We start from the raw sequence: 24881 nt of genomic DNA on the forward strand, positions 1-24881 counted from the left end.
TTATTAAGAAAACTTGACTTTGGTCATTGTGATATGTAAAAAAAACTCCGGGTCAGTTTTCTGCCCGGAGTTTTTCATAGAAGAATATTATTGTTTCAGGAATTCAAGGGTAGTTGATGACTTATTCGTCGTCAGGCGGACAAAATATACTCCTGGTGCATAATCATTAAGCAAGACTTTTTCCTTATGTGTACCCGGATGCGTTTTGCATTCTTTTGATTGCATCAAGCGACCATCCACACTATAAATTTGTAAGACTACTGTATGAGCACTTGTCATACCCCAGCTTACAGTTATCTCGTGTGAGCCAGGGTTAGGGTAAATATTCACGGAAAGAAGTTCATCTGTCTTTTCGATGCCGGTGATGACATGTACAAACACAGAATCAGTAGCAGTACATTGGTTAGAATCAGTAACTACTACAGTGTACACATTTTCAGTATTGACACTTATTTGCCGGGTAGTTTCCGAAGTCGACCACAAGTAGGAATCAAAGCCTGCTCCTGCATCGAGTGTCGTAAATTGTCCTGACAAAACATCCACAGTATCCGCACCAAGGTTGAGTGTTGGTGGTGTGAATACGAATGCATCAACAGCTACAGCATTGCTTGGACAGAATGTTCCGGCTACAGCATAATAGGTTGTGGATGTAGTGAGCACCGGAGTCACAAAACTATTTCCTGTGGCAAGGATAGTTCCCCCGCTTGCCTGATCATACCATGAAACCGGATCAGATGCAGTTGCAAACAAAGTAACTGAACCGCTTCCGCATACTTGTCCGGATGAAACAACAGGATCCGCACTTACAACGTTAATGATAGCCTGAGCAGGTGTACGCGTACTCCTGCAAAGTGAACCTGTTTCAGCATAATAGGTTGTAGAAGCAGAAATGAAAGGAGTCACAAATGAAGAGCCTGTTCCGATTTGAGTTCCACCGGAAATTGCATCAAACCAGAAGATCGAATCTGTGGCAAAAGCATTCAGGGTGAGAATACCGGGACCACAGCGGGAATCATCTGTCGTAGATGGAGCAATTGGCAATGGATTTACAACGGCATTTACAGGAACACGAGCACTGTTACAACCCAATCCTGCATCAGCATAGAAAATAGTTGTTGCAGAAATGGAAGGTGTAATGAATGTAAAACCTGTACCAAGCAGATTTCCTCCGGAAGCTGCATCATACCAATTTACCTGAAGTGAAGCGGTTGCACTCAGATTTACAGTACCCGGACCGCAACGATCTCCATCCAATACTACAGGCGTGGCAGGAACGGTATCAATCAAAGCCTGCACGAGAACCCTTGTGCTGCGACAGATATCGCCGGTCTCCACATAATAAGTAGTATCTGCAATAAGTGCAGGTGTCGTAAATGTACTTCCTGTTCCAATGAGATTTCCTCCGCTTGGTTGATCATACCAATAAATAGTCTCCGGTGAAGAAGCATTCAAAACTATCACTCCGGGTCCGCAGCGGGAAACATCGGATGCAACAGGAGATCCAGGGATAGCTGAAATAATAGCCTGAACAGGTATCCTGACACTTCTGCAACCGTCTCCTGCTTCCGCATAATATACAGTAGTATTTGTCAGAACAGGTGTATTGTAAGTAGTTCCGGAAGCAAGAAGATTACCGCCGATAGATGCATCAAACCAAAAGATACTGTCGGCAGAGGCAGCTGTAAGTGTAACACTGCCATCACCGCAACGGGAAACATCGTTGGCTACAGGAGCTGCCGGGAGGGCGTTTACAATTGCCTGTACTGCGACACGACTGCTATTGCAACCTGTTCCTGCTTCAACATAATAAGTTGTAGTTGCGCTTATCACCGGAGTAATGAAAGTAATTCCGGTATCGAGTAACACGCCTCCGCTGGCAGTACTATACCAGTTCAAACGATCCGTTGAATTCGCGGAAATCAAAACAGATCCTGTACCACAACGAGCACCGTCGATTGCAACAGGAGCTGCAGGTGGAGAAGTAATAACCGCCTGCACAGCAACTCTTGCACTTCTGCAAACATCACCGGCTTCAAGATAATAAGTTGTGGTTGTACTGATGCTTGGCGTTGTAAATGAATTACCTGTATTCAGAAGAGTTCCTCCGCTTGGCGCACTGTACCAGTAAACCGTTTCAGGCGAAGTTGCGGTAAGTGTGACTGTCCCTGAATTACAACGTGAAACATTGGATGTTACCGGAGGTGATGGAATTGAATTCACTATCGCGTTCACTGAAATACGATTGCTTCTGCAGGTATTTCCGGTCTCTACATAATATGTTGTTGTTGCTGAAATCGATGGTGTATTATAAGTGGTTCCTGTGCCAAGCAAGGTTCCTCCGCTTGGGGCATTATACCAATAAATCTGTTCAGGAGAAGTTGCAGATAAAGCGACTGAACCGCTTCCACAACGGGAAGCATCATTACTTACAGGTGGAGATGGAATTGGAGCAATAATTGCCTGCACTGCGGTTCGAGTTGCGCTCCGGCAGGTATTGCCGGCTTCAGAATAATAGGTTGTTGTTACAGTCAGCACCGGACTTGTATACGAACTTGCCGTCGCTAACAAAGTTCCACCGCTGGCAGCATCGTACCAGTAAATTTGTTCTGTAGAAGTAGCTGTTAAAGTAACTGTTCCTGAACCACAACGGGACACGTTTGAACTTGAAGGAGCGGCTGGTACTGGATTGATGATCGCCTGAATAGGAGTTCTTGTCGCACTCCGGCAGGTATTTCCGGCTTCAGCATAATAAGTAGTAGTGGCAGAAATGGAAGGTGTAGTATAAGAAGCAGCTGTTGCAAGTAATGTTCCTCCGGTAGCAGCACTATACCAATAGATTTGTTCCGTTGATGATGCAGACAGTGTAACTGTTCCGGTACCACAACGGGAAACGTTTGAACCTGCAGGAGCAGCAGGAAGAGGATCGATGATTGCCTGAACGGCTGTTCGTGTGAGACTCTGACAACCACTTCCCGCTTCCGCATAATAAGTTGTAGTTGTACTTATTGATGGAGTCGTATATGAACTTCCAACAAAAAGAGCTGACCCGCCACTTGCAGAACTAAACCATGTAATTTGTTCCGGAGAACTTGCACTTAAAACAACTGTTCCGGTACCGCAACGTGAACTGTTGGATGCAGTTGGCGCAGCAGGAGCCGTAGTGATGATTGCATCTACTGCAATCCTTGCACTCCGGCAATTATTACCTGTTTCCACATAATATGTAGTAGTAGAACTAAGCGAAGGTGTTGTATAGGAAGCAGCTGTTGCAAGTAAAGTTCCTCCGCTGGCTGCGGAATACCAGTAAATTGTTTCAGTAGAAGTTGCAGATAATGTTATTACACCCGGACCGCATCTTGAAACATCAGAAGCTACCGGAGCATTCGGAATCGGATCTATGATCGCCTGTACAGCGGTTCGTGTAGCACTTCGGCAGGTGTTTCCGGCTTCAGCGTAATATGTGGTTGTAGTACTGATGGAAGGTGTAGTATACGAACTGTTCGTCGCCAACAATGTACCTCCGCTTGCCGCGCTATACCAATATACCTGTTCAGATGAGGAAGCAGTAAGAACAACAGTTCCTGTTCCGCATCTGGAGACATTGGAAGATGATGGTGCTGCGGGAAGCGGATTAATGATGGCCTGTACCGCTGTTCTGGTAACACTTACACAACCATTGTTTGATTCCGCATAATAAGTAGTGGTTGAAGAAATAGAAGGCGTTGTATATGATGTTCCGCTACCCAGAAGGGTTCCGCCGGATGAAGCCGAATACCAGTTAATCGTTGCAGTTGAAGAAGCTGTGAGAACCACAGTTCCTGTTCCACATCTTGAAACATTGGATGCCGTTGGTGCGGCAGGTGCGCTGTTCACAATTGCCTGCACCGGAATTCTGGCGCTGCGACAATTGTTTCCGGTCTCAACGTAATAGGTTGTAGTGACTGCGATGGACGGTGTCGAATAAGAAGCACCTGTCCCCAACAATGTTCCACCACTTGCAGCGCTGTACCAATATATTGTTTCAGTAGATGTAGCTGTAAATGTTACGCTACCACTTCCGCAACGAGCAACATCAGATGCGGTGGGTGCAGCCGGAATAGGATCGATGATCGCCTGAACAGCAGTACGGGTGGCGCTTCTGCAGGTATTTCCTGCTTCAGCATAATAGGTTGTTGTGGTGCTGATGGAAGGTGTGGTATAACTGCTGTTAGTAGCCAGAAGTGTTCCTCCACTCGCCGCGCTGTACCAGTATACCTGTTCAGATGAAGTTGCAGTAAGCACTACTGTTCCGGTTCCACAGCGGGAGACATTGGAAGATGATGGTGCGGCAGGAATAGGATTAATGATGGCTTGAACTGCTGTTCTGGTAGCACTGGCACATCCATTATTCGCTTCCGCATAGTAGGTTGTAGTTGCGGAAATAGACGGAGTTGTATAAGAACTGCCGGTTCCAAGCAAGGTACCTCCTGTCGCAGCCGAATACCATGAAATTGTAGCGGCTGAAGTAGCTGAAAGTCCTACCGTTCCCGGACCACACCTTGAGACATTAGATGCTGTGGGTGCAGCAGGAGCAGAATTTACAATGGCTTGCACGGAAATACGGGCACTCCTGCAGTTATTTCCGGCTTCCACATAATAAGTAGTGCTGGAACTGATTGAAGGTGTTGTATAAGAAGGGCCTGTAGCAAGCAAAGTTCCTCCGCTGGCAGCGCTGTACCAATAAATAGTTTCCGGAGATGTTGCCGTCAGGGTAACTGTACCTGTTCCACAACGTGAAACGTTAGAAGAGGTCGGTGCGGAAGGACCTGTATTTACAATGGCCTGAACCGGAGTTCTGGAAGGACTTTTACAAGTAGTTCCTGCCTCAGCATAATAGGTTGTTGTTACAGATATAACCGGTGTAGTAAACTGATCCCCTGTAAATAAAAGGTTGCCACTAACAGCAGCATCGAACCATGTGATCAACTCAGGTGAAACTGCTGAAAGTGTAACGGTACCCGGACCGCAACGTGAAACATCTGTGGCTGTAGGGGCAGCCGGTATTGAATTGACAGCAGCCTGAACTGCGGTTCGTGAACTCCGACAGGTATAACCTGCCTCTGCATAATATGTTGTACTTGCATTCAGGAATGGTGTGTCGAAAATTGAACCTGTGTACAATAAATTTCCACCGCTTGAAGCATCGTACCAATACACCTGCTCAGTTGAAGTTGCAGAAACCGTTACAATGCCCGGACCACAGCTGAAGCCATCGGTACCTACCGGAGCTGACAAAACAGGATTGACAATCGCGATAGCCATGACACGTGCACTTGGACAGCCGGAATTCGCTTCCGCGTAAAAAGTATCTGTTACTGCCAGTGATGGAGTGGTGAATGAAAGTCCGGTTCCCAATACCAATCCGCCGGATACACGGTTGTACCAGGAAACCGGTGCGGAAGAAATAGCGGTCAATACGACTGTACCGTTTCCACATCTTGAATTATCACTCACTACAGGATCCGCAGTGGAATTGATTATTACATGTGCTTCAATTCTTGGGCTGGGACAAACGCTTCCGGCTTCAACATAAAACACTGTATCTGTGGAAATATAATTGGTAACAAAGCTTCCGCCCGTTTCAAGCAATCCACCACCCTGTGGCGCATTGTACCAATGCATGGTCGCTGTATCCGTTGCAGTAAGTGTAGCAACACCCGGCCCGCAAAGTGTGACATCACTTGTCACCGGTGCTGCTGTTTGTTGTAAGATCTGAGCAATTGCAGAAACAGCACTGGAAGGACAGATCCGACTTGTCTTTGCATAATAAGTCGTGGTAGCTGATAAATTTGGAGTAATTAAGGTATCTCCAAATCCGAGCAGGTTCCCGTTCGGGGCATCATACCAGAAGATCGTATCGGAAGATGTAGCTGTAAGCGTGAGACTTCCTGCACCACAACGCCAGTTAGAGGTCGTAACAGGATCAGGACTTTGAGAAACAACGGTAACAATGATAGGATCTGATACAACAGAACATCCCAAAGAACTAACGACTACCGTATATGTACCACCCTGTATCGCAGTATAACTGGAGGAGGTTGCACCAACAATAGTTGTATTGTTCCTCTTCCACTGATAAGTATACCCGGGATCTGTTGTAGAAGATAAAACCACATTTCCGCCATTGCAGAAAGTCGTATTGCCGGTTACTGAAACAGGTACCGACAACAATGAACTGTAGGCCCGTCCTGGAGAACCTCCGATACATCCTGCAAACCAATTGTTCCCATCATTCAGGTCTCCGTTTACATTTAATAATTCACAAGTATACCCGCCACCATCCGGTGTGAGTGGCCATGGCGCCAAATCAGAATAGAAGAAATTCAGATAAAGATTCCCGTTATAATCGAACAACCTGACTTCATCTCCACCATTGCCGTAATTAAAACCAAGTTGACCAATGCGATTGGATACAGTAGGAAATTGCGATTTGAATTTAACACTATCTTCCACTACCACCAGATATGCACCAGCAGCCAGCACTGTTCCTGTTGGAAAATGAAACATATGATTGTCGGCACCATCACTCAATACCCAGCCGGAAAGATCAACGGCCTGTGATCCGAAATTCTTCAATTCGATCCAGTCTCCGGAATTCAGAGCGGAATCAGCATTATAATTCAATTCGCTGATTGTAATCTTAGGCACCGCAGCAGAACCGGTAAAATATGCTGTGATAGCATCATTCGCAGTGAAATTATATGTTACTGCCTGGTTAGGATTGTTCGATGTAATTGTAACATTTGAACGCCAATGATCGAAGGTATAGCCCGGGTTCGGAATCGCGGTGATGGTTACCGGGTTTCCATTGAAATACACTCCTGACCATGGGTAAGAAGTAGGAATAATCGTACTGATTTCTATCCTGCCTGCTCCTGCCGGACTAACATTTAAAGTGAGTGTGACTTTTCCTGCAAGACTAAATCCAGTCTTGATATTATCACGCATTATAGTTGGACGTGCATTCACAAAACTGCTCACAGCATCAATATTTGTTTGCCATGTACTCATGTTATTTCCCCACTTTGCAAAATGCGCCGGCATATCCGGAGCCATAGAATCCTGGAACTGATGAATGACATCGTCAATGTTCGCAGGCAGGTAATTTGTATTTATAAGGTCAGCATATCGGTTAATAAAATAACGTTTGAACGTTGGGTTGTTCAACATCGCATCAAACATCTCTGAAGAATGACTGAATGCTGCCGGATTTCTTGCAATTGCAAGCCGGTTGTCATTCACACTACCCTGCAATCCAAATCCAAAATCTGTATCGTACAACATGTATCTCCATTTTGAACCGGTTGCATTCGGTCTCCACAATTTGATATTATTCGTCCAGTCACCAATCCAGTCACCATTGTTATAATAGGTTTCAGCTATGAAGTAGTCGGCATAGTTTTTCAGATCCAGCACGCTGTTCATGTAATCATAGTATGCCTGAGTGGTCGGAGTCTGGGTGGTAGCATAATTGTACATGGTCCAGAAAGAAGCATCAGAGCCTTCTTTAACCGTCATACTGCTTCCATCTTCTTTCAGATAATCAATCTGCTTTTTGCTTAAACCAAAATTATAATCCATCCAATTCTCATCATGGTTTTCATGGATTGTATACACACCCCAGAATTCACCATTTAAAAACATCACAGCAGGTTCGGCACCAAGATAACCGGACCATGTATTTTTCATGATACGTTCCATTAAAGCATCACGAAAATGAACTTTATTCCAGTCTGTACCCGAGTTCCTTAAAACAATATCATCCATTTTATCGATGAATGGTTTGTCTGTAAAAAAAGGATAATTCACAGATGAAGTGCCATATTTATCTCCAAGTTTTATTTCAAAGCTCTTTTGAGCTTTGGCCCGGGAATAATTTCCATAAATACTAATATCCGCATCAAATCGGACAATTCGAATTTTGTCTTTATCGTAGTACTCAATTGTTGCGGGCTTTTCCCAGTCTTGCCAGAAATTCGCACCGAAATAGGGAGAAGTTGTACTCGCATTTGGACCCATGACATATATGCCGGTATTATAATCCCAGAGATTCAGGGAATCCGTTGTAATTGAAAAGACCGGTAAGTGTACTGACTCGCTGATGAAATATGTATTTGTAACAACCGGACTGGGCAAATAACCTGATGCGAAAACTTTTGCCCGAATTGTTTTGGTACTTGAAATCGAAATGGCTCCTGAATACAATGGTGAAGAGGTTGTAGGTTCATCACCATTCGTAGAATAACGGATAGATCCTCCGGGTGTAGTTGTACTCAATGTGAGTGTTCGTGTAGAAGTATAAAACCCTCCGGAAACAGAAAACACCGGAATGGATGCATACCCATTTGAACACGTTGACGAATTATTTGAAGTGTTTGGAGTTGGTGTACCAAATAAACACCAGCTTCCTGAACCATCCGGTTTTCTTCCATACGAGTTATTACTGCTCATGGAAGGGTACGTCTTTTCATCAATGCGAGTTCCGGAAGGGTTACTGAGATAAACAGTCTCTCCTGTTCTGGCAAGTTTAAAATGCGCATTGTAATAATCGGAAACAGGTGGGTGAAACCAGGACGGTATGGCAGAGAATGTTGTACCGGTTCCTTTCATCCCAAAAAACAAATACGGTATAGATGACAAATCGGTTGATGAAGAGGTCACATTATGCGTTTCCACTGCAAATACATTCGTCCCATTTCGAAGTACTGTTTTTAAGAATACAGGATCAATAAAAACAGAATCGATCGGCAGGCCCTGGTAATTATTTGCTTCATGCGAACTCAATGCAAGATCATTCCAGTTAGGTCTTGTGCCTGCAACACCGAGGTTTGCTCTGGAAATTTCTACACCATTGAGGTATGCAACAAATCCGTCATCGTAATCCATCATGAAGACCGCTTTCAGAATTTGTGAGGTATCCGGAATGTTGAATGACTTTCGCATCATCACAGATGTACCAACAGCAACTGTTGTTCCATCATCGCTATCGCCAAAACCAATTCCACCATTACCTGTAGACATGGTCGCTTCATTAAAGGAAATATTTCTCCAGTTGGTATCGAGTCCTGCACTACCACTTGCATATCTCCAGGAGGAAAGCGCGTTAACAGCCATCTCCCAATGATTAACAATTACCGAACTTGTCGAATCGGAAGCAAACACAATGATCCGCCCGCCTGCACTGATAGTCTGTGATGGAAATGTAAATCGGTAAGGCTGAAGTGTATCATCAGTCAAACCATAACCTGACAAATTCACGGTGGTACCACCGGCATTATACAATTCGATCCAGTCATCGTATTGCCCGTTCGAATTCAGGATTACTGAAATATTCGAAGGACATATTTCATTGATTACAATTTGTGAAAAGGAAAATCTGACATTGCAAATAACCAAAAGGAGCAATGTTAATAGTGCTTTTAAAAGTGTTTTCATTTTAGGGGTGGAATAATTATAAAACCACAATTGAACAGGCATCAATTGCCTTGCGAAAATACAAAATCTGACGCTTTTTACCCATAAATGTTGACCAACGTACTAAAATCCTTGGCGAAAATTTCGTTTGTCAGAAGTCCTGAAGCCCTCACTGGAAGCCGATTTTCAAACACTTAGGATGCTACCAGGAAATCGGTTACCTTCATTTTAGTTAAAAAAAATAGTTACCAACAGTGTTAATAACCTGGACCATAAATTTGACCGGAGAATGAACTGAAAATCCTTTAGAAAAATGCGGAAATCACATTAATCAAAGGTTGATAAATGTCATCAATTTTTGATGAACTTAACGATTCTGAATTCAGAATCAGAAGTCCAGATCCTGAGAAAATAAATTCCAGACACATAATCAGTCAGGTCCACACTAATCCGTGATTGACCCTTCCCCTGCTTACACTCCTTTAACCTTCCCTGGAAATCATACACACATACCTTATCAACTTCAGCTAGAAGATCAGATTGCAGGGTCAATTCTGTTATAGCAGGATTGGGATATACCACAAATTTTTCATTTGATTTTGCCTCATCAGTAAGCGCGTACAAACAAGCATCCTCATCATCAGTATTCACTGTCATTTGCACCAGAGCAATAACACCGGTAAACAACCCGGAAGCTTGTGAAAAGACCGCGGTTCTTCCGATAAGCGGAGCATTATTAATTATCGGGTGAGAGGTAAATTCATGACAACCTGTGAATCCCATTGAATCGGTTTTGATCATGATCATCTGCGCGCTATCCTGGAAAGTATAATTCGTAGTAAATCCTGCGATCAAGTATCCTCCATCACTTGTAGCGTTATTTCTGTACGCTTCGTCCTGCAATCCATCACCATAAGTTCTGGTCCAGACTGTATCGCCAAGAGCATTTATCTTCATCATGAATATATTCGTACTGTCATCCCCCCGGTGTTCATGACCATATCCAAAACTATTGGTATACCCTGAAATCGTGTAGGTAGAATCGGAATTGATTACTAAACCGTAACTGGCATCAATTTCCGGCCCCCCATATGTTTTTACCCAGTCAACGTCACCCGCATTATTTGTTTTCATACAAAGCACATCATATTTACCGGCTCCATAGGAAGTAATTGCTCCGCAACTGACAATGCTTTCGTCAGCATTCACACCCACAGATTCCAATTCCTCCCATAGTGAGTCTCCATACAACTTTGTCCAAAGCAAATCACCGGATGCATCTGTACGCAACAAAATTCCATCTGCAAACGGGAGACCACCCACGATCCGGGTCTGTTTTCCGCAGATCACAAATCCTCCGGATGGAATTTCCGCGATTGCTATTCCAGCGTCAGAATCAACAGATCCATAGGAACGGGTAAATATAGTATCCCCATTTTCATCAGTTTTTATAAAAAGAATATCGTCTGATCCGGCACCAATACTCTGAGTAGAGCCAACAAGTGCATATCCATGATCACTTGTTTCAATCATGTAAACCGCTCCATCATTACCACCTCCTCCGTACGTTTTACTCCAGATCAATTGACCCAGGGAATCTGTTTTGAAAAGTAAAACATCTCTAGTGACATTTCCGGGAAAAAAAGTTAAGCCGGTTCCCAATAATTTGCCATCATATGATTCGATTGCATATTCAGAATTATCAAAAGCAACAGTTCCATACGCCCTCGCCCACTCCAACAATCCCTGATTATTTGTTTTGACAAAAAAACCATCCGCACTTCCCGACCCGTACGATAAGGTAGCTGCATTGTAGAGGTATCCTCCATCACGGGTTTGAAATAAAGTCTGCCCCCGTTCCTGACTTACCCCGCCAATCAATCGCTGAAAAGAATACTGAGCAAAAACTCCATTGCAGAGAAATAATCCAAAAATGAAAATACTGAGGAGAACATTTTTATTTTTCATTCCGCTAAAATAAATATTATGCAGCTTCATCCATAGATGAATAAAAGAAATACCACGTATTCATGGAATGAACAATATTTCTTTCTGAATAAAACAAATGTATTTCAGAGTCTGACCCAAAAACAGAAAGGCCGGAGAATCATCTCCGGCCTTTCTGTCTGCATCAGAAAATCAATCTGAAGCTATGATTTGTCATTATTCCACAGCGATACGAATTGTTTTACTTTCCGAATCTTCTTTCATCAGCGTGATGAAGTAAATTCCGGAAGCATATTTACTCATATCCAGCTCCGTATAATTTTCACCTTCTTCTGCAACCAGATCTTTCTGCAGGTAAACATGTCCTACCATATCCGTTAAAATCAGAACATTATTTTCTTTCTGATCAGCAGAGAATGAAAGTGTGAGTCTGCCGGATGTCGGATTCGGATAAGCATCAAATGTTCCGCTGAATGAAGATGTTTCCTCTTCAAGTGTACGACAAGACAAGTTGACCGCAATATTCAAAGTCCTTGCAACAGATGCGCCACACAGGTTATTTGCTTTAACAGAAAGCAAGGCACTTGTTGAAGTCGCGGTGGTGAACTTCACTTTTACACTGGCGCCTGTATTACTTCCGACAAAAGTTGCGCCACCGGTGATTGTCCAGGTATATGAAGTTGCGCCGGTAACTGCAGGAATCGAATATGTTACAGATGACTGTGTTTTACACACTGAAGCCGGACCTGAGATTGCGGATGGTTGTACAGTAACCGCGGAAACCCCAAGAGAAGTAACAGCACTTGAACCACAACTGTTATTTGCTTTTACAGTTACAAAACCGGAACCCACGAAACTATTACCATAGGTTACCTTGATCGAAGTACCTGAATTGCTGGTAATAGTCGCACCGGAAGGAACGGTCCATGTGTATGAAGTTGCTCCCGTAACCGGTGAAATCGAATAAGTGTTACCTGTCTTTCTGCAAACATTGCTCACCGGACCTGATATCGCTGATGGAGCGAGAGGAGTTGAACGAACCGTAAGTGTAGAAACCGGGCTATTGCCACAGGCATTCGTAGCATATACTGTCACAGTTCCGGATGTAAACCCTGCAGGGAAAGTAATATACACTTCACCCATTGAGCTATCAACTGTCAGCGGATTACCTGTTAATCCTGCTCCATTCGAAATGATTGCGCCTGCAGGAGCTGTCCATGTATAGGAAGTCGCATTCGGGAACTTGATGATCTCATACTCCCTTGTGCTTCCGGCACAAACACCCACAGTTGGGTTTTCTGTTGCTGTAAAGATTGGAGGAATGACAAGCATACCAAGTATAAGTTTCAATCGAGGTCCGCTGGAACCAATACAATTGTTTGCCTGAACCGCCAGAACACCAACAACATATCCCGATACAAAATTGATCGTGATGGTATTGGTTCCCTGACCTGAAGCTATCGTAGCTCCAGGAGCAATCAGGGTCCATGTATAGCTTGTTGCGTTCGCTACAGGAGCCACAGAGTAAGTAGCTGTCAATGGTCCACAGATGGTAGCCATACCCGAAATTGTTCCCGGAGTAGCCGGCGCTGCGGTAAAGCGTGACAGGGTCTTACAGGTGAAAATACTACTGCCGCATCCGTTGATTGCTTTGACACAGATGGATCCTCCGTTATATGTACTTCCGAAATTCAGAGTAATGGATGATGAAGTTGAACTTCCTGTAACACCTGCAGGAATGGTCCACTGATAAGATGTGGCACCTGCAACCGGAGCAATACTGAACACAACACCATTTTGTCCTCTGCATGCACCTGAAGGTCCGATAATGGATACCGGTGCATCAGGAGCTGAACCGGATATGGTCACAACAGCAGTTGCTGAACCTGTACAACCTTTCAAATCAGTCATTGTTACAGTGTAAGTACCAGCAGCAAGACCTGTAGAAGATGCAGTTGTCTGGCCTCCCGGTGTCCAGGAATAAGTATAACCCGGTGTTCCGCCTGACGCAACAATAGATGCAGTACCTGTATTTCCGGTACAACCTGTTGGGGTTACTGAGGTTACACCAGTAATTTCTGCCGGTACAAGTATTGTAGCTGTAGTATTGGCAGTACAACCTTTAATATCAGATACAGTGTAGTTATAAGTCCCTGAACCAAGTCCGGTAACAGAAGCTCCTCCAAATGTATATGGACCATTTCCACCGCTGGCAGACAATGAAACACTACCTGTCTGGCCGTAGCAATTCGGATTCGATGGTGTTGCAGTCAGTACCAGTAATTCCGGTGCCGGATCAATAGTAGCTGTTGTAGTTGAAGTACAACCGTGAGCATCCTCAACAGTATAATTATATACACCCGGTGCCAGATTGTTCACCGCGTCACCACCTGTAGTATAAGGTGATGTTCCACCTGACGGAATCAGGTCAACACTACCTGTCTCTCCAAAACAATTTGGTTGTGAAGTCACCGCGTTGAGCACTATAGCAGCAGGTGCATTATTAATGGTAATGAATAAACTTTCACTACATCCATTTGAATCGCTTACAAAATAAGTGTACAATCCTCCGGAGAGATTTGTTGTCGGAGAGCCCGCGAAAGTATAAGGAGGTACTCCTCCGCTTGCCTGAAGTACAACATTTCCTGTTTGTCCGAAACAATCGGGTTGTGTAGTAGTAGCTGTGAGGAATAATCTTGGAGGGAACTGATTAATTATAACCTCCACGCTTGCGGTACAACCATTTTCATCAGTAACAGTATAGTGATATGTTCCTGCACCAAGATTCACAGTCTGATCACCACCGAATGTATAATTACCGGTCCCTCCGCTTCCAGTTAACTCAACACTTCCGAATTCACCAAAGCAATGCGGTTGTGAAACGCTAACATTCAGTACCAATGGTTCAGGCACAGTCAATGCACCATTTTCATAAACGATGATGTAGTTCGTATCAGCAGGGAACGTAAATCCACCCGGTACAATCTGGTAGGTACCGCCAGAAGTTAAAGGACTAACCGGCTGATTCGCGTTATCCAGAATTGTAAAGGATGGTCCGGATGCCGGAGTAACTCCAGTAGAATCCTGATTTTTGAAACCGCTTACAGAAGCAGTAAATACCGGTGTTTCAAAACACGTCGGATTTGCATCAGCAGCAGTTACTGTGAGTGTAGCAGGCAGGATAGTCAGACTTCCCAATTCGTAATGGATATCAAAATTATCCGAGAAGAATGCACCCGGTACAACAATCCATGTACCTACAGTTGTTCCTGTAATCAGATTCACCGATTTCAATTCGGTAGTGGTATCTGTTGACGTAACATCATCTTCATCTAGCACAACCGCGATATTGTCTCCATTACTGGAAGTAACATCGATGCTGTCTACTTCGCTCACACCATTCGTGATTACACGCGGGTTGGTAATCACACGCGGATTCGTAATCACACGTGGATTTGCCATCGCACGTGAGTGCAAACCGGCTCCCGGACTTTCAAGAACAATTACGGAAGAATCAGCATCGAAATTGAACACAGATTCCGTAGCAAGATCAATAATAAGAGTTGAATCAATGACAGTAAGTGAATTGGTAATCACACGTGGATTTGTGATGACGCGCGGATTTGCCAAAGCATTACCGGTGGCGACAATTGCAAGGTTTGCAAAATCAGAATTGGTGATCACACGTGGATTTGTGATGACACGTGGATTTACCAGTACGAGTGCATTGGACAATGTCAACTGGTGGCTCTGTTCAATTGAATCCAGGAAATGAACCTGATCGTTAGGATCAATATTGCTTTGATCATAAACATAATTGAATTGGAAATCACCAATCTTATCACCATAAGTCATAGTGGTGTCTTTTGGAGAAATTACAATCGGCATTTTCTGAATGGTCAATCCGCCCGGATAGAAATTATACTCATACAGGGAATCCAATGCATAGTCCACAGGATCTGAAAGATTCAACGGAGGCATGGAAGCAGAAACCTGGTAGGATCCGACTCCGCTTTCTGAAGTCGCCAGGGTCTGGAAGATCAGATTGTCGAGTTTCAAATCCGCGGCTGTAAGACTGTCTTCCGACAAATCTTTTCCGTCCACAAGAATGGTTGCCGTGAATTCGGGCAGCATTTCTCCGTATTTCTTCACTTTATTATCGGTCTGGATACTAAGTACACGTTTAACCGAATTGAAGAAGAACAATCCGTTCGAGAATCCACCATCGTTCAGATTTGGAACGGTTGGTGGTGTAAACACCCGAATCATCGGATTACCGAAGAACGGAGGAATTGTAGCAGTCAGATGTGTATTGTCAATGAAAGTGGTCGTCAGCGCTATTCCATCCATATAAATGGTAGAAGAATCATCGAAATAAGATCCACCAACAATTACATCAAATGCTGTCGAGCCGGGTACAACTGAAGTATCGGCACGCATCAGGGAATCGATCACCGGTTTCGGTGTAGCAAATGTGCTCACCGCGCCGGTCGCGTCAATCAAACCATATCCGGAGCTGAAATCAAATCCGGCAGGTCCCATATCAATTGCAGTTCTTTGCAAGAGCGAACGCAAACTATCCGGGAGCATGGTTTCGGTATAGAATTTCTTTTTCGCCTGAAGGATCAAAGCTGCAGTTCCGGCAGCATGTGGAGCTGCACAGGATGTTCCATAGAAATTATAGATACCATCAAACTCAAGATCCTTCGAGTAGAAATTCACGGAAGTATTCACACCGTCAGGAGCTGTGAAATCAGGTTTATTACGAACCACACCTTTCACAGCAGTTCCACCGACAGAAGAGAATTCCTCGATTACAGGTGCCAGTCCATTGTTAAAGACCGGAGTTTGTGTGTACCTCGCAGCACCGACAGACATCGCACCCTCTGCATTCGCTTGTCCGATAATAGTAGAGCCACCGTTAGGATATTCTTTAATTGTAATATCTCCACGATACACTACATATTTAAATTTCATCGGTGTGACTGAATCCTGAGTCCATGTACGTGCAATTACTATGTTCGCATCTACATTTGATTTTACCGTGAATGGCAATACCTCAATTGGATCTCCCCAGTTATTTTTTCTGTTCAGTCCAAAAAGTTTCGTACCGGTTACATCAGTAAGATAAATATCAAAGTCATTTCTTGCACCCGGTAATTGCTTGAGTGAATAGATTGAATCATCCCACTGCAATACCAAAGTGTAATTACCGGCTTTGAGGCCAATTTTTTGCAAATAATCACCACCACCGAAATCATGCACTTTACCGGTGAGACCGGCAGGTGCAGGCATAGGATTGAAAACTCCTTCGAATGATGCGGATCCGAAATTACCGGCAGAAGTGAAATAACTTACTCCCTGATCACGTACATAATTTACCGCTCTGGAAACAATTCCATCCTGGAAGTAAGGTTCAGTAATATAGGTTACGTCATCAACAATGACATTACAAGTATCTTCCTGCAAAGCGACAATACCTTCCGCAAAGTCTCCTGCACTGATGAATCCTGTTCGGAAAGCAAGTGTTGCTTTCGGAGCAATATCATGGACAATTTGCAACATCGCGCGACCTTCATCCAATCCTTTTCCATAAGGGTAATCAAGCAATACTTCTACTTCCCTATCGTTATCAGGATTTCCTGGTCCCGGCAAGTCGTGGTTGCCAATATCGATATTCTTCGGATTACCGGAAATGGTATTGTAACTATCTGACATCACTCCAATCTTAATACCTGAACCGTCAAGACCAAACATTGAACGGGCGGAATCAGATTTCATCGATCTGTCGCCTTGTGTGGTGATGAAACCTCCACTGGAAACCGCTGAATAATTCGGTCTAACAAAGTTGATCATGCCCGGAAGGGAATCCAGTTTTTTCAGATTCGCAACAGGGAAATAACCGGTAATGATGATTGAAGTATCACCGTTGTCGACAAGCCCTGTCATTCCATAAGGAGCAGTTTGCAACAAGGATAATGTCGGGTAATACATATTGAGATTCGTAATCACATCAATCAATACCGATCCAAAATCATCAAACTGGAAGATTACGTTGTTGGTATCCGGACCAATTGAATCCGGATTTTCATACAACTGTGTCAGTTCAGGTCCAAGAACCGTATTGACTTTTCCGGAGTCAGGAGCATTGTAATATGGAAGAATACAGTTAGTAACGAATACTTCGGTATTTGCAGTGAGCGAACAACCATGGTTATCAGTGAGTATATATGAATAAACACCCGCAACAAGATTTGTAGTATCAGAACCTGTGAGAGAATAAGGAGGTGTACCACCGGAAGGAACCAGTGATAAACTTCCGGTGTTGGATGTTTCAAGACAAACAATTGTACTATCTGTAACTCCAGAAAGAACAAGTACTGCAGGTTGACTGACAAGGATACTGTCTCTGTAAGTACAGCCTATACTGTCAGTAACAATAAATTGAAAGACTGTATCTGCTGATGCAAAGGAACCAAAGCTTTGAATTCCTGCTCCGAAATACGGTGGAACTCCACCGGTCGCGGAAATATTGATTGAAAATCCATCACCATGACAAGTCGGAGCAGTCACCCCTACCGATGCAAATGGACCAAACACAACAGCAATCGCAATACTTGCGCATGAATCAGGAGTTGCACAACCACCTTCTCCTCTTACATAATAGTAAGTAGTATCCGATGGTGTGACGTTAATCGATGTTCCGTTTCCAACCAGAGTTCCTGTTCCGCATAAACCGGCATACCAGTACCAGTCAGTTGCATCGTTAAGATTACCAGACGCAATGCTTAATGTAACACTGCCACCTGAACAAACAACAGATTGTGAAGCAGAAATTACAGGTACCTCTGGTTGATTGCAATTGCCCAGACCAACGATGATCGTTGTATCAAAAGAACAAGGAACACCATCAGTAATTTGAAGATAATACGAACCTGCAGGAAGACCTGAAAAAATACCTGTTTGATTGTTCTGATTGATGGAAGCGAAGTCAGTAATGCTATAAGTATAACCACCAATCACACCACCGCTGGCAGGACCGACAGTAATACTTCCATCGTTCGCGCCGGAAGTTGTTTCATTCGAAACAAGAATTGCTCCTGGTACAATCGGTGCAAATTGATAAATGGTGATACTGTCAACAGTAACACAACCGAAAATATCCGTTCCCACAACACTATAGGTTGCTGTATCGGTTGGAGAAACAGTGATATAAGAAGTTGTTTCACCGGTGCTCCACAGGTAAGTATTCGCTCCACCTGCAGCCAGTACGGTTGAACTTCCCGGGCAAATTTCCCAGTCAAAACTCGGACCGGCATTTACTGTTGAAGCTCTCATTTTAAATCCATCTGATGTGGCCATACATCCACCGTAGGTTACGGTAGCGGAATATGTTCCCGGACTATTCACACTCAGACTGGCTGTGGTTTCTGAAGTTGACCACAAATATGTATTGTATGTAAGCGGAATAATATTTCCAATCGCAACCGCGTCAATTTCATTCCAGTCATGGACAAACGGTGAGTTCATCGCGATACGAATAGAAGAAACAGGGAATGCGGTCAGAGGGAAAGTAATGTGCAGTTTATTCGCTTCCTGAGGCATTGAACCTGCAGTTGCCGTATATACCGCCTGATATGAACTTGTGTATGGATTCATCACGTACACCGTATCAATGGTGCCGGGCGCATACGTTTCATAAATATCAACGAAGTTTATCGGAGCAGGATTCGCGAACCCAAGCTCAATATATTCACGTGAAGCATCCTGATAATTTGGAGCCCATGCATTGATATTGTCACCGTAGGATGGATAAACATCCGGAGCACCGAGAATCTGGATTGCTCCATAATCTGGTGTTGAATATTCTGAACTGAAGGCGATCACCGAATTTGCGTAACGCAGGTTACTGTATTCGGCAACAAATATTGAATCGCTGAGACCAAAACATGTAGGAAGTGTACCGGAACCTGTGGTAACAACTACCGGTCGTAAAGACTGTGTTGTAGGATCCGCATCGTTACAGTCAGAACTGTCTGAAACATAACCTACCGGTTGTGTAACCGCATATTGGCTTGCAAACAGATTTCCAAAAGAATCACCGTCAGCATCCTGATAATATGCATGCAATACAGGGAATGGAACAGTAAAGTAATTTGCCAATGAATTTGGTCCTCCGAAACAACCCGCATCATTACGTGACGCGTCAGTATCATTGTAAATAGGGTTTGGATCACCTCCGTCAATCGCATCTGAACCGGGATTAGGTCTTCCGTATTCTGACAGGACTGTATTTGATGTATCGTTGTTAGTATTATCAGCGGTAACACCACTGAAGCCTGTTCCCCCACCGGTTGATTTTCTGAAATAGTTGTAAGTGAATTCTCCCGGAACTCCGTCATTGATACCATAACCAACTCCAACAGAATTTTCAACACTAATCACGTTATTTTTAATAATCCAATATGGAGCTCCGCGAAATATTGTTGCAAGGAATGAACTCGTTGTACTCTTGATTGTGTTATTGACGAAATAATTCGTTAATCCACTGTAAAAAGCACCGTAGCTTGTAAATCCATCTGCTCCCTGACCACCATTTGGCCAAAGCATGGACATAAAGTTATTCGCGATGTACATTCCATTCTGATTGTTGTTCAGGAAGAAAACAGTCGAATTGCTGGTCATGTACATCTGGTTGCCGATGATCTGAATCTGATCACCGGTATTTGATGAGTTATTAATCTGAAGAGCACCTCCCCCGCCATTACCATACAAATAACAACCACGAACCAAACCTCTTCCGGTAATCACAGATACATCGGTAGTGTTTGGCATTACAGAGTCTCCTTCTAAAAGAGGAATACCATTGCATAGATCAAGTTTGATATATCCGTAAACAGTACAGTTGGTGATATAAAGTGAATCGAATTCAGGAGATTCATTGTTGATGTTTCCTGTAATCTGTGCTCCGTTAATATTCCATGCACCACCCATATCCACGTTACCTGTAATATGGTATTTCTCACCGGGTACAGCGCTGAAAATATTTAGATTGGTTTTTCCGGGAGCTGAAATATTTTCAACATATTCCGCTCCGCCTGCGCGTGGATAAACAAGAATCGTATCGCCACTAACAGCTGCGGCAAGCGCATCAGCGAAGTTGGTATACGCGCCACCGACTCCGTTTTCTTCAACAACAAGTGTGTTCAGGAAACCTTCGTCAACAAGACCATTACAGTTATCATCAATACCATTCATCACTTCATTTCCGTTTGCGCTGCCGGAATAGATCTTCATGATTTCATCTGAAGTAAGTTCTCTTCCGAAAACCATTACTTCATCAATCTGTCCGTTAAAGAAATTTGCAAGAACAGGTGTTTCGTCCGCACCGATAATCAAAGAATGACCATCCGCACCAAAACTGATTAGAGGAAATGCAAGACTCCGCACTAAACTACCATCCACATAAAGTTTGGCAATAGTACTGTTTGGACTAAATGTAAACGCAATATGTTGCCATCCACTGCCTGAACTAAAGGGTTCATCGATGTAAGCTGATGAAGGGTCAGCACCGAAATTGTTGAAGATGTATTGATCGGAATTTTCCACTCCGAATCTCCAGGCATTAGCGGAACCTGCGCCATATCCTTTGGAGATTACAGCCATTTCTCCGGCAGGAGATAATGGATTTACATTGATCCAGGCAGAAAGCGTAAGATCAGACAAATTAAAACTTCCGTTGTTCGGAACTTCAATATAGGCATCGGTACCGTTAAAATCGTAAGCACTGTTAGGTGTTCCAAAACGATCGTTTGTGAGTGTTGCGTTATGAACAATCCCGTTATTCCCCAATGGGCCGCCATCATCTGCATTTCCATTAAAAGGAAGATATACTGCTGCACCTGAAGGCAAAGCAAACGGAGGATGAACAAGATTATTATTATCATCGCAATCTGTAGCATCCAACGCATAACCGATTGGAGGATCACAAACAGCAGAAATTGTAATTGAGTTGTTCAAATCTCCAAAACCATCAAGATCAGTATCTGCATAAGCTGTAGCAGTTGCAATTGGGGAACAAGCTCCGGGCATACTAAATCCAACCGGAACAACCCAATTGGAAGTACCTCCGGTAAGAGCGAAATTCAACAAATTACTATGATTACCATTACCACTTGAATCAAACAGAACATCAACTGCCGGTGTAGTATTATCAGCACCTGCAAGCCCCTGATTGAAATTGTAAGCCGCTATCAAACCCAATTCGTTGTGAGAAATTTCACAAGTCCAGTTGGAAATGATTTCTTCAGGACACAAAGCTCTGTCCCATACTCTCACCTCGTCAATACTTCCTCTCCAGTATTCACCAATACCCCATTGTGACCCGATTAGGAAAGTTGCAGTAGGATTGAGTGGAGGAAAATTGGTTGGACTTGGGATAGTACTGCCTTTTGTCGCTATCAGATTTCCATCGAGATACAGGTAGGTATTATCGGTAGAACGAACGACAACATAATTGTGCCAGCTCGCATCCAGTGGAAATGAGAGATCAGTATACCACTCATCCCCTACGCGAATCGTTCCATCAAAATTTTGTCCGATATAAAAATGGCGACCCTGGGATACCATGGTCTTCATTTCACCCATGACCGGACTATCGTATTGAGCCCAGACAGATACAGTGAACGGACTGTTATTTACTGGAATCAATTCAACAGGACCTTCTACATAATCATCGGCACCGTCAAAATGTAATGCTTGTCCGGGCACCGGAGGCAAAGCTTCTCCAATCTGAAAATCACTAAAGGTTTGAATTGCTGCAACGGTGATTGACAAGTTATCGTTTCCGGAAACAGGGACATTGATCCAGTTTGGATCATCGTATTTTGAACAAACAAAACTAAAAGGGTCTGCAATCGGATCCACATCTGCTGCTTTCCAGGTCAGATAAGCATCCAATCCCAAAACACCTCCGGAAATCGGAGTGATGGTCCACCATCTGTTTACGCTTTTATCCTGATCAATTCCCGACGTAAGAATTTGCGGGTGGTCACCTGCTTCTGTTCTGGCAAGAATGTATCCACCGGGAAAAACAGAACCACTCAAAGTAACCGGTGTATATGCATCCGCATCACCAATATCATAGGTGAGAGTTACAGAACCATCGAGAAAACGTTGCATGTTACCGACAACATAGCACAAATCAGAAGCACCAGAGACTGCACAGGTCCCACCAATTCTCAAACTGTTAGTACCGGTATGAACCAATCCAAGATCAAAAAACAAATTAGCGTTTACTGTTTGATCGCCTTCCAGACTAAATCCGGCAGCATTATTGAATCGCAAATCCGAGAATTGCCCGTTACCAAGGATGTATTGCAAGTTTGTCCCTTCCAGACTAAGAGCAACAATGCTGATGAGACCATTGTTTTGAATAGTGTCACCGGTATAAATCAACTCGTTACCGGCAAGCTCTGCTCCTGCTTCAGTTTGAATGAAACCGGTAAACGCGCCACTGCTTCCATCAATACTCAGCGTTCCTTGATCAACAAAGAGGGATCCGTAATTGTTATACGTACAACCACTTGCAAAGGAAGACAGATCAGTACCAGATTTATACAGCTGTCCGCCTGCCATGTTATTGAAAGTTCCGTTGGTAGGTGTGGAGTTAAAATCACCATTATTGGTTATATAGAAAATACCATAATTGTTGAATACGGATCCATCGGTGAGAGTGAACATTCCCATTGAACTAAAGTCACATTCAGAATAGTTATTCAAAACCAATCCACCTTCAAGACCATGGTCGTTATTATTACTGATAGAGAATGTACATCCGGACTGAACATTAATTGTTCCTGTACCACTAATATGTGTCATTCCTCCCCAGTTAAAGGTTGAAATACCGGTAAATTCAGCGATGCCGTCATTGACGATAGAACCTGTATTGATATTCAATGCACCATCGCAGGTAAAATCAGTTCCCGCGCCATCCAGGATGTGCAATGTTCCTTCCGAGATAAAAATTGATCCTCCATTTTCAATCACCAGTTGATCGGCATTGATATTTTGAGAATTATTGGAAACGAAATGTCCGGAACGAACGGTAATTGTACCACCATTCAAACCATTCGGAATACTATCTGAAGGAACCCAATAAGTACCATCAAACATTTCCCATGTTGACAGATCATTCCAGTTTCCACTGCTTGCAGTGCGGAAAGAATAATTTGGTGTAGGCAAATTGAATTCCCATAATTCGGCACCATTGACACCTTCATCGGCACGCACATACAAACGATTGCGATAAATCGTAAGCTCAGAAGGGTTTGCTGAACCCGGACCAGCGATGATGTCACCAATGGGTGATACGTTCGGTTGTACCCAAGACCAAATTTCCGTTCCAAGACTCGGGACATTCGCAGCAAAATAAAGTCCACCGTTGTAGGTTACCATTGCAGGTGAAGAAACTGCGGAGCCGCCGGAACCGTTATTTACATCCGACAACATACTGGAAAAGTTACCGTTGCTCGCCCAGATTTCCTGACCATTAATCCCATCATCCGCACGGAAATATAAAAAACCGCCTGATAGAATTAAATTGATAGGATTACCACTAGCTGAACCGGGAATAACATCCGTTAAAAGACTAACAGAGGCACCATTGTATTTGAACAATTCATTTCCAACCGTACCATTATCAGCACTAAAGAATAAGTTACCATTGTAAACTGTCAAATATTGTGGTGAGGAACTGTTGCTACCGGGATTAATATCCGACACCTGTGAAGCCGTAACACCATTGTATCTCCAGAGTTCAACACCATTGGTTGCAGCTGATGCTGAAAAAAACAAATCACTTCCATAAGTGCAGAAATTCGAAGGTGCAGAACCAGTAGCGCCGGTAATGATATCGGCAGCGAGACTCACACTTACTCCGTCGTACGACCACAATTCTGCACCGGTAGCCGGAGTTGTTGCATTAAAATACAGTTTACTTCCGTAAACATACAAGGATTGAGGGTTAGAGTTGCCTGTACCTGCATTGATATCCGAGACACGTGTAGCAGATATTCCATCATAAACAAACAACTCAGTTCCAAAGGTTCCGTCATCCGCCTGGAAATACAATTTGTTATTGTAAACTTTAAGAAATGCAGGATTGGATCCCAGTGCACCACTGCGAATGTCCGCTTTGAGAGTCGAAGTCGTTCCATTGAATGACCACAACTCCGCTCCATTCGTTCCATCATCCGCGCTAAAATACAGCTCACCCTGAAACAAGGTCATGTACTGAGGCGTTGAGCTTCCCGGACCCGGATTGATGTTCGTAACCCTTGTCTGAGCCACTACATCAAATTGCCCTGTTAGAATAAAACTTAATGTTAAGAGTACAACAGACTTGGATAGCGATCGAAGTCTGTTTGATACCGCATTGGAATTAATTCGAAATGGTGTGTTCATGTTATTTAGGTGTGTTT

General features: G+C 43.7%; 3 protein-coding genes. All 3 read right to left on the bottom strand.

Annotated elements, in window-relative coordinates; translation table 11 throughout:
• Positions 1-87: 87 nt before the first annotated feature.
• Entirely contained in the window at positions 88-9474 is a 9387-nt protein-coding gene (locus IPP86_17330) for a CotH kinase family protein (GenBank protein MBL0140262.1), read from the bottom strand.
• 330 nt (positions 9475-9804) lie between these two features.
• The gene (locus IPP86_17335; protein MBL0140263.1) at positions 9805-11421 is read right to left on the bottom strand and encodes a T9SS type A sorting domain-containing protein; all 1617 of its coding nucleotides are present in this window, start codon (positions 11419-11421) and stop codon (positions 9805-9807) included.
• Between the two features lie 195 nt (positions 11422-11616).
• Complete coding sequence (locus tag IPP86_17340) at positions 11617-24750, bottom strand: S8 family serine peptidase (GenBank protein MBL0140264.1); 13134 nt, start codon at positions 24748-24750, stop codon at positions 11617-11619.
• Positions 24751-24881: the final 131 nt, after the last annotated feature.

It is taken from the genome of Bacteroidota bacterium (assembly GCA_016720935.1).
GTDB lineage: Bacteria > Bacteroidota > Bacteroidia > AKYH767-A > 2013-40CM-41-45 > JADKJP01.

Excerpts from the sequence above, each read along its gene's own strand:
- IPP86_17330 (MBL0140262.1), bottom strand. The coding sequence starts at position 9,474 with ATGAAAACACTTTTAAAAGCACTATTAACATTGCTCCTTTTGGTTATT.
- IPP86_17335 (MBL0140263.1), bottom strand. The coding sequence starts at position 11,421 with ATGAAAAATAAAAATGTTCTCCTCAGTATTTTCATTTTTGGATTATTT.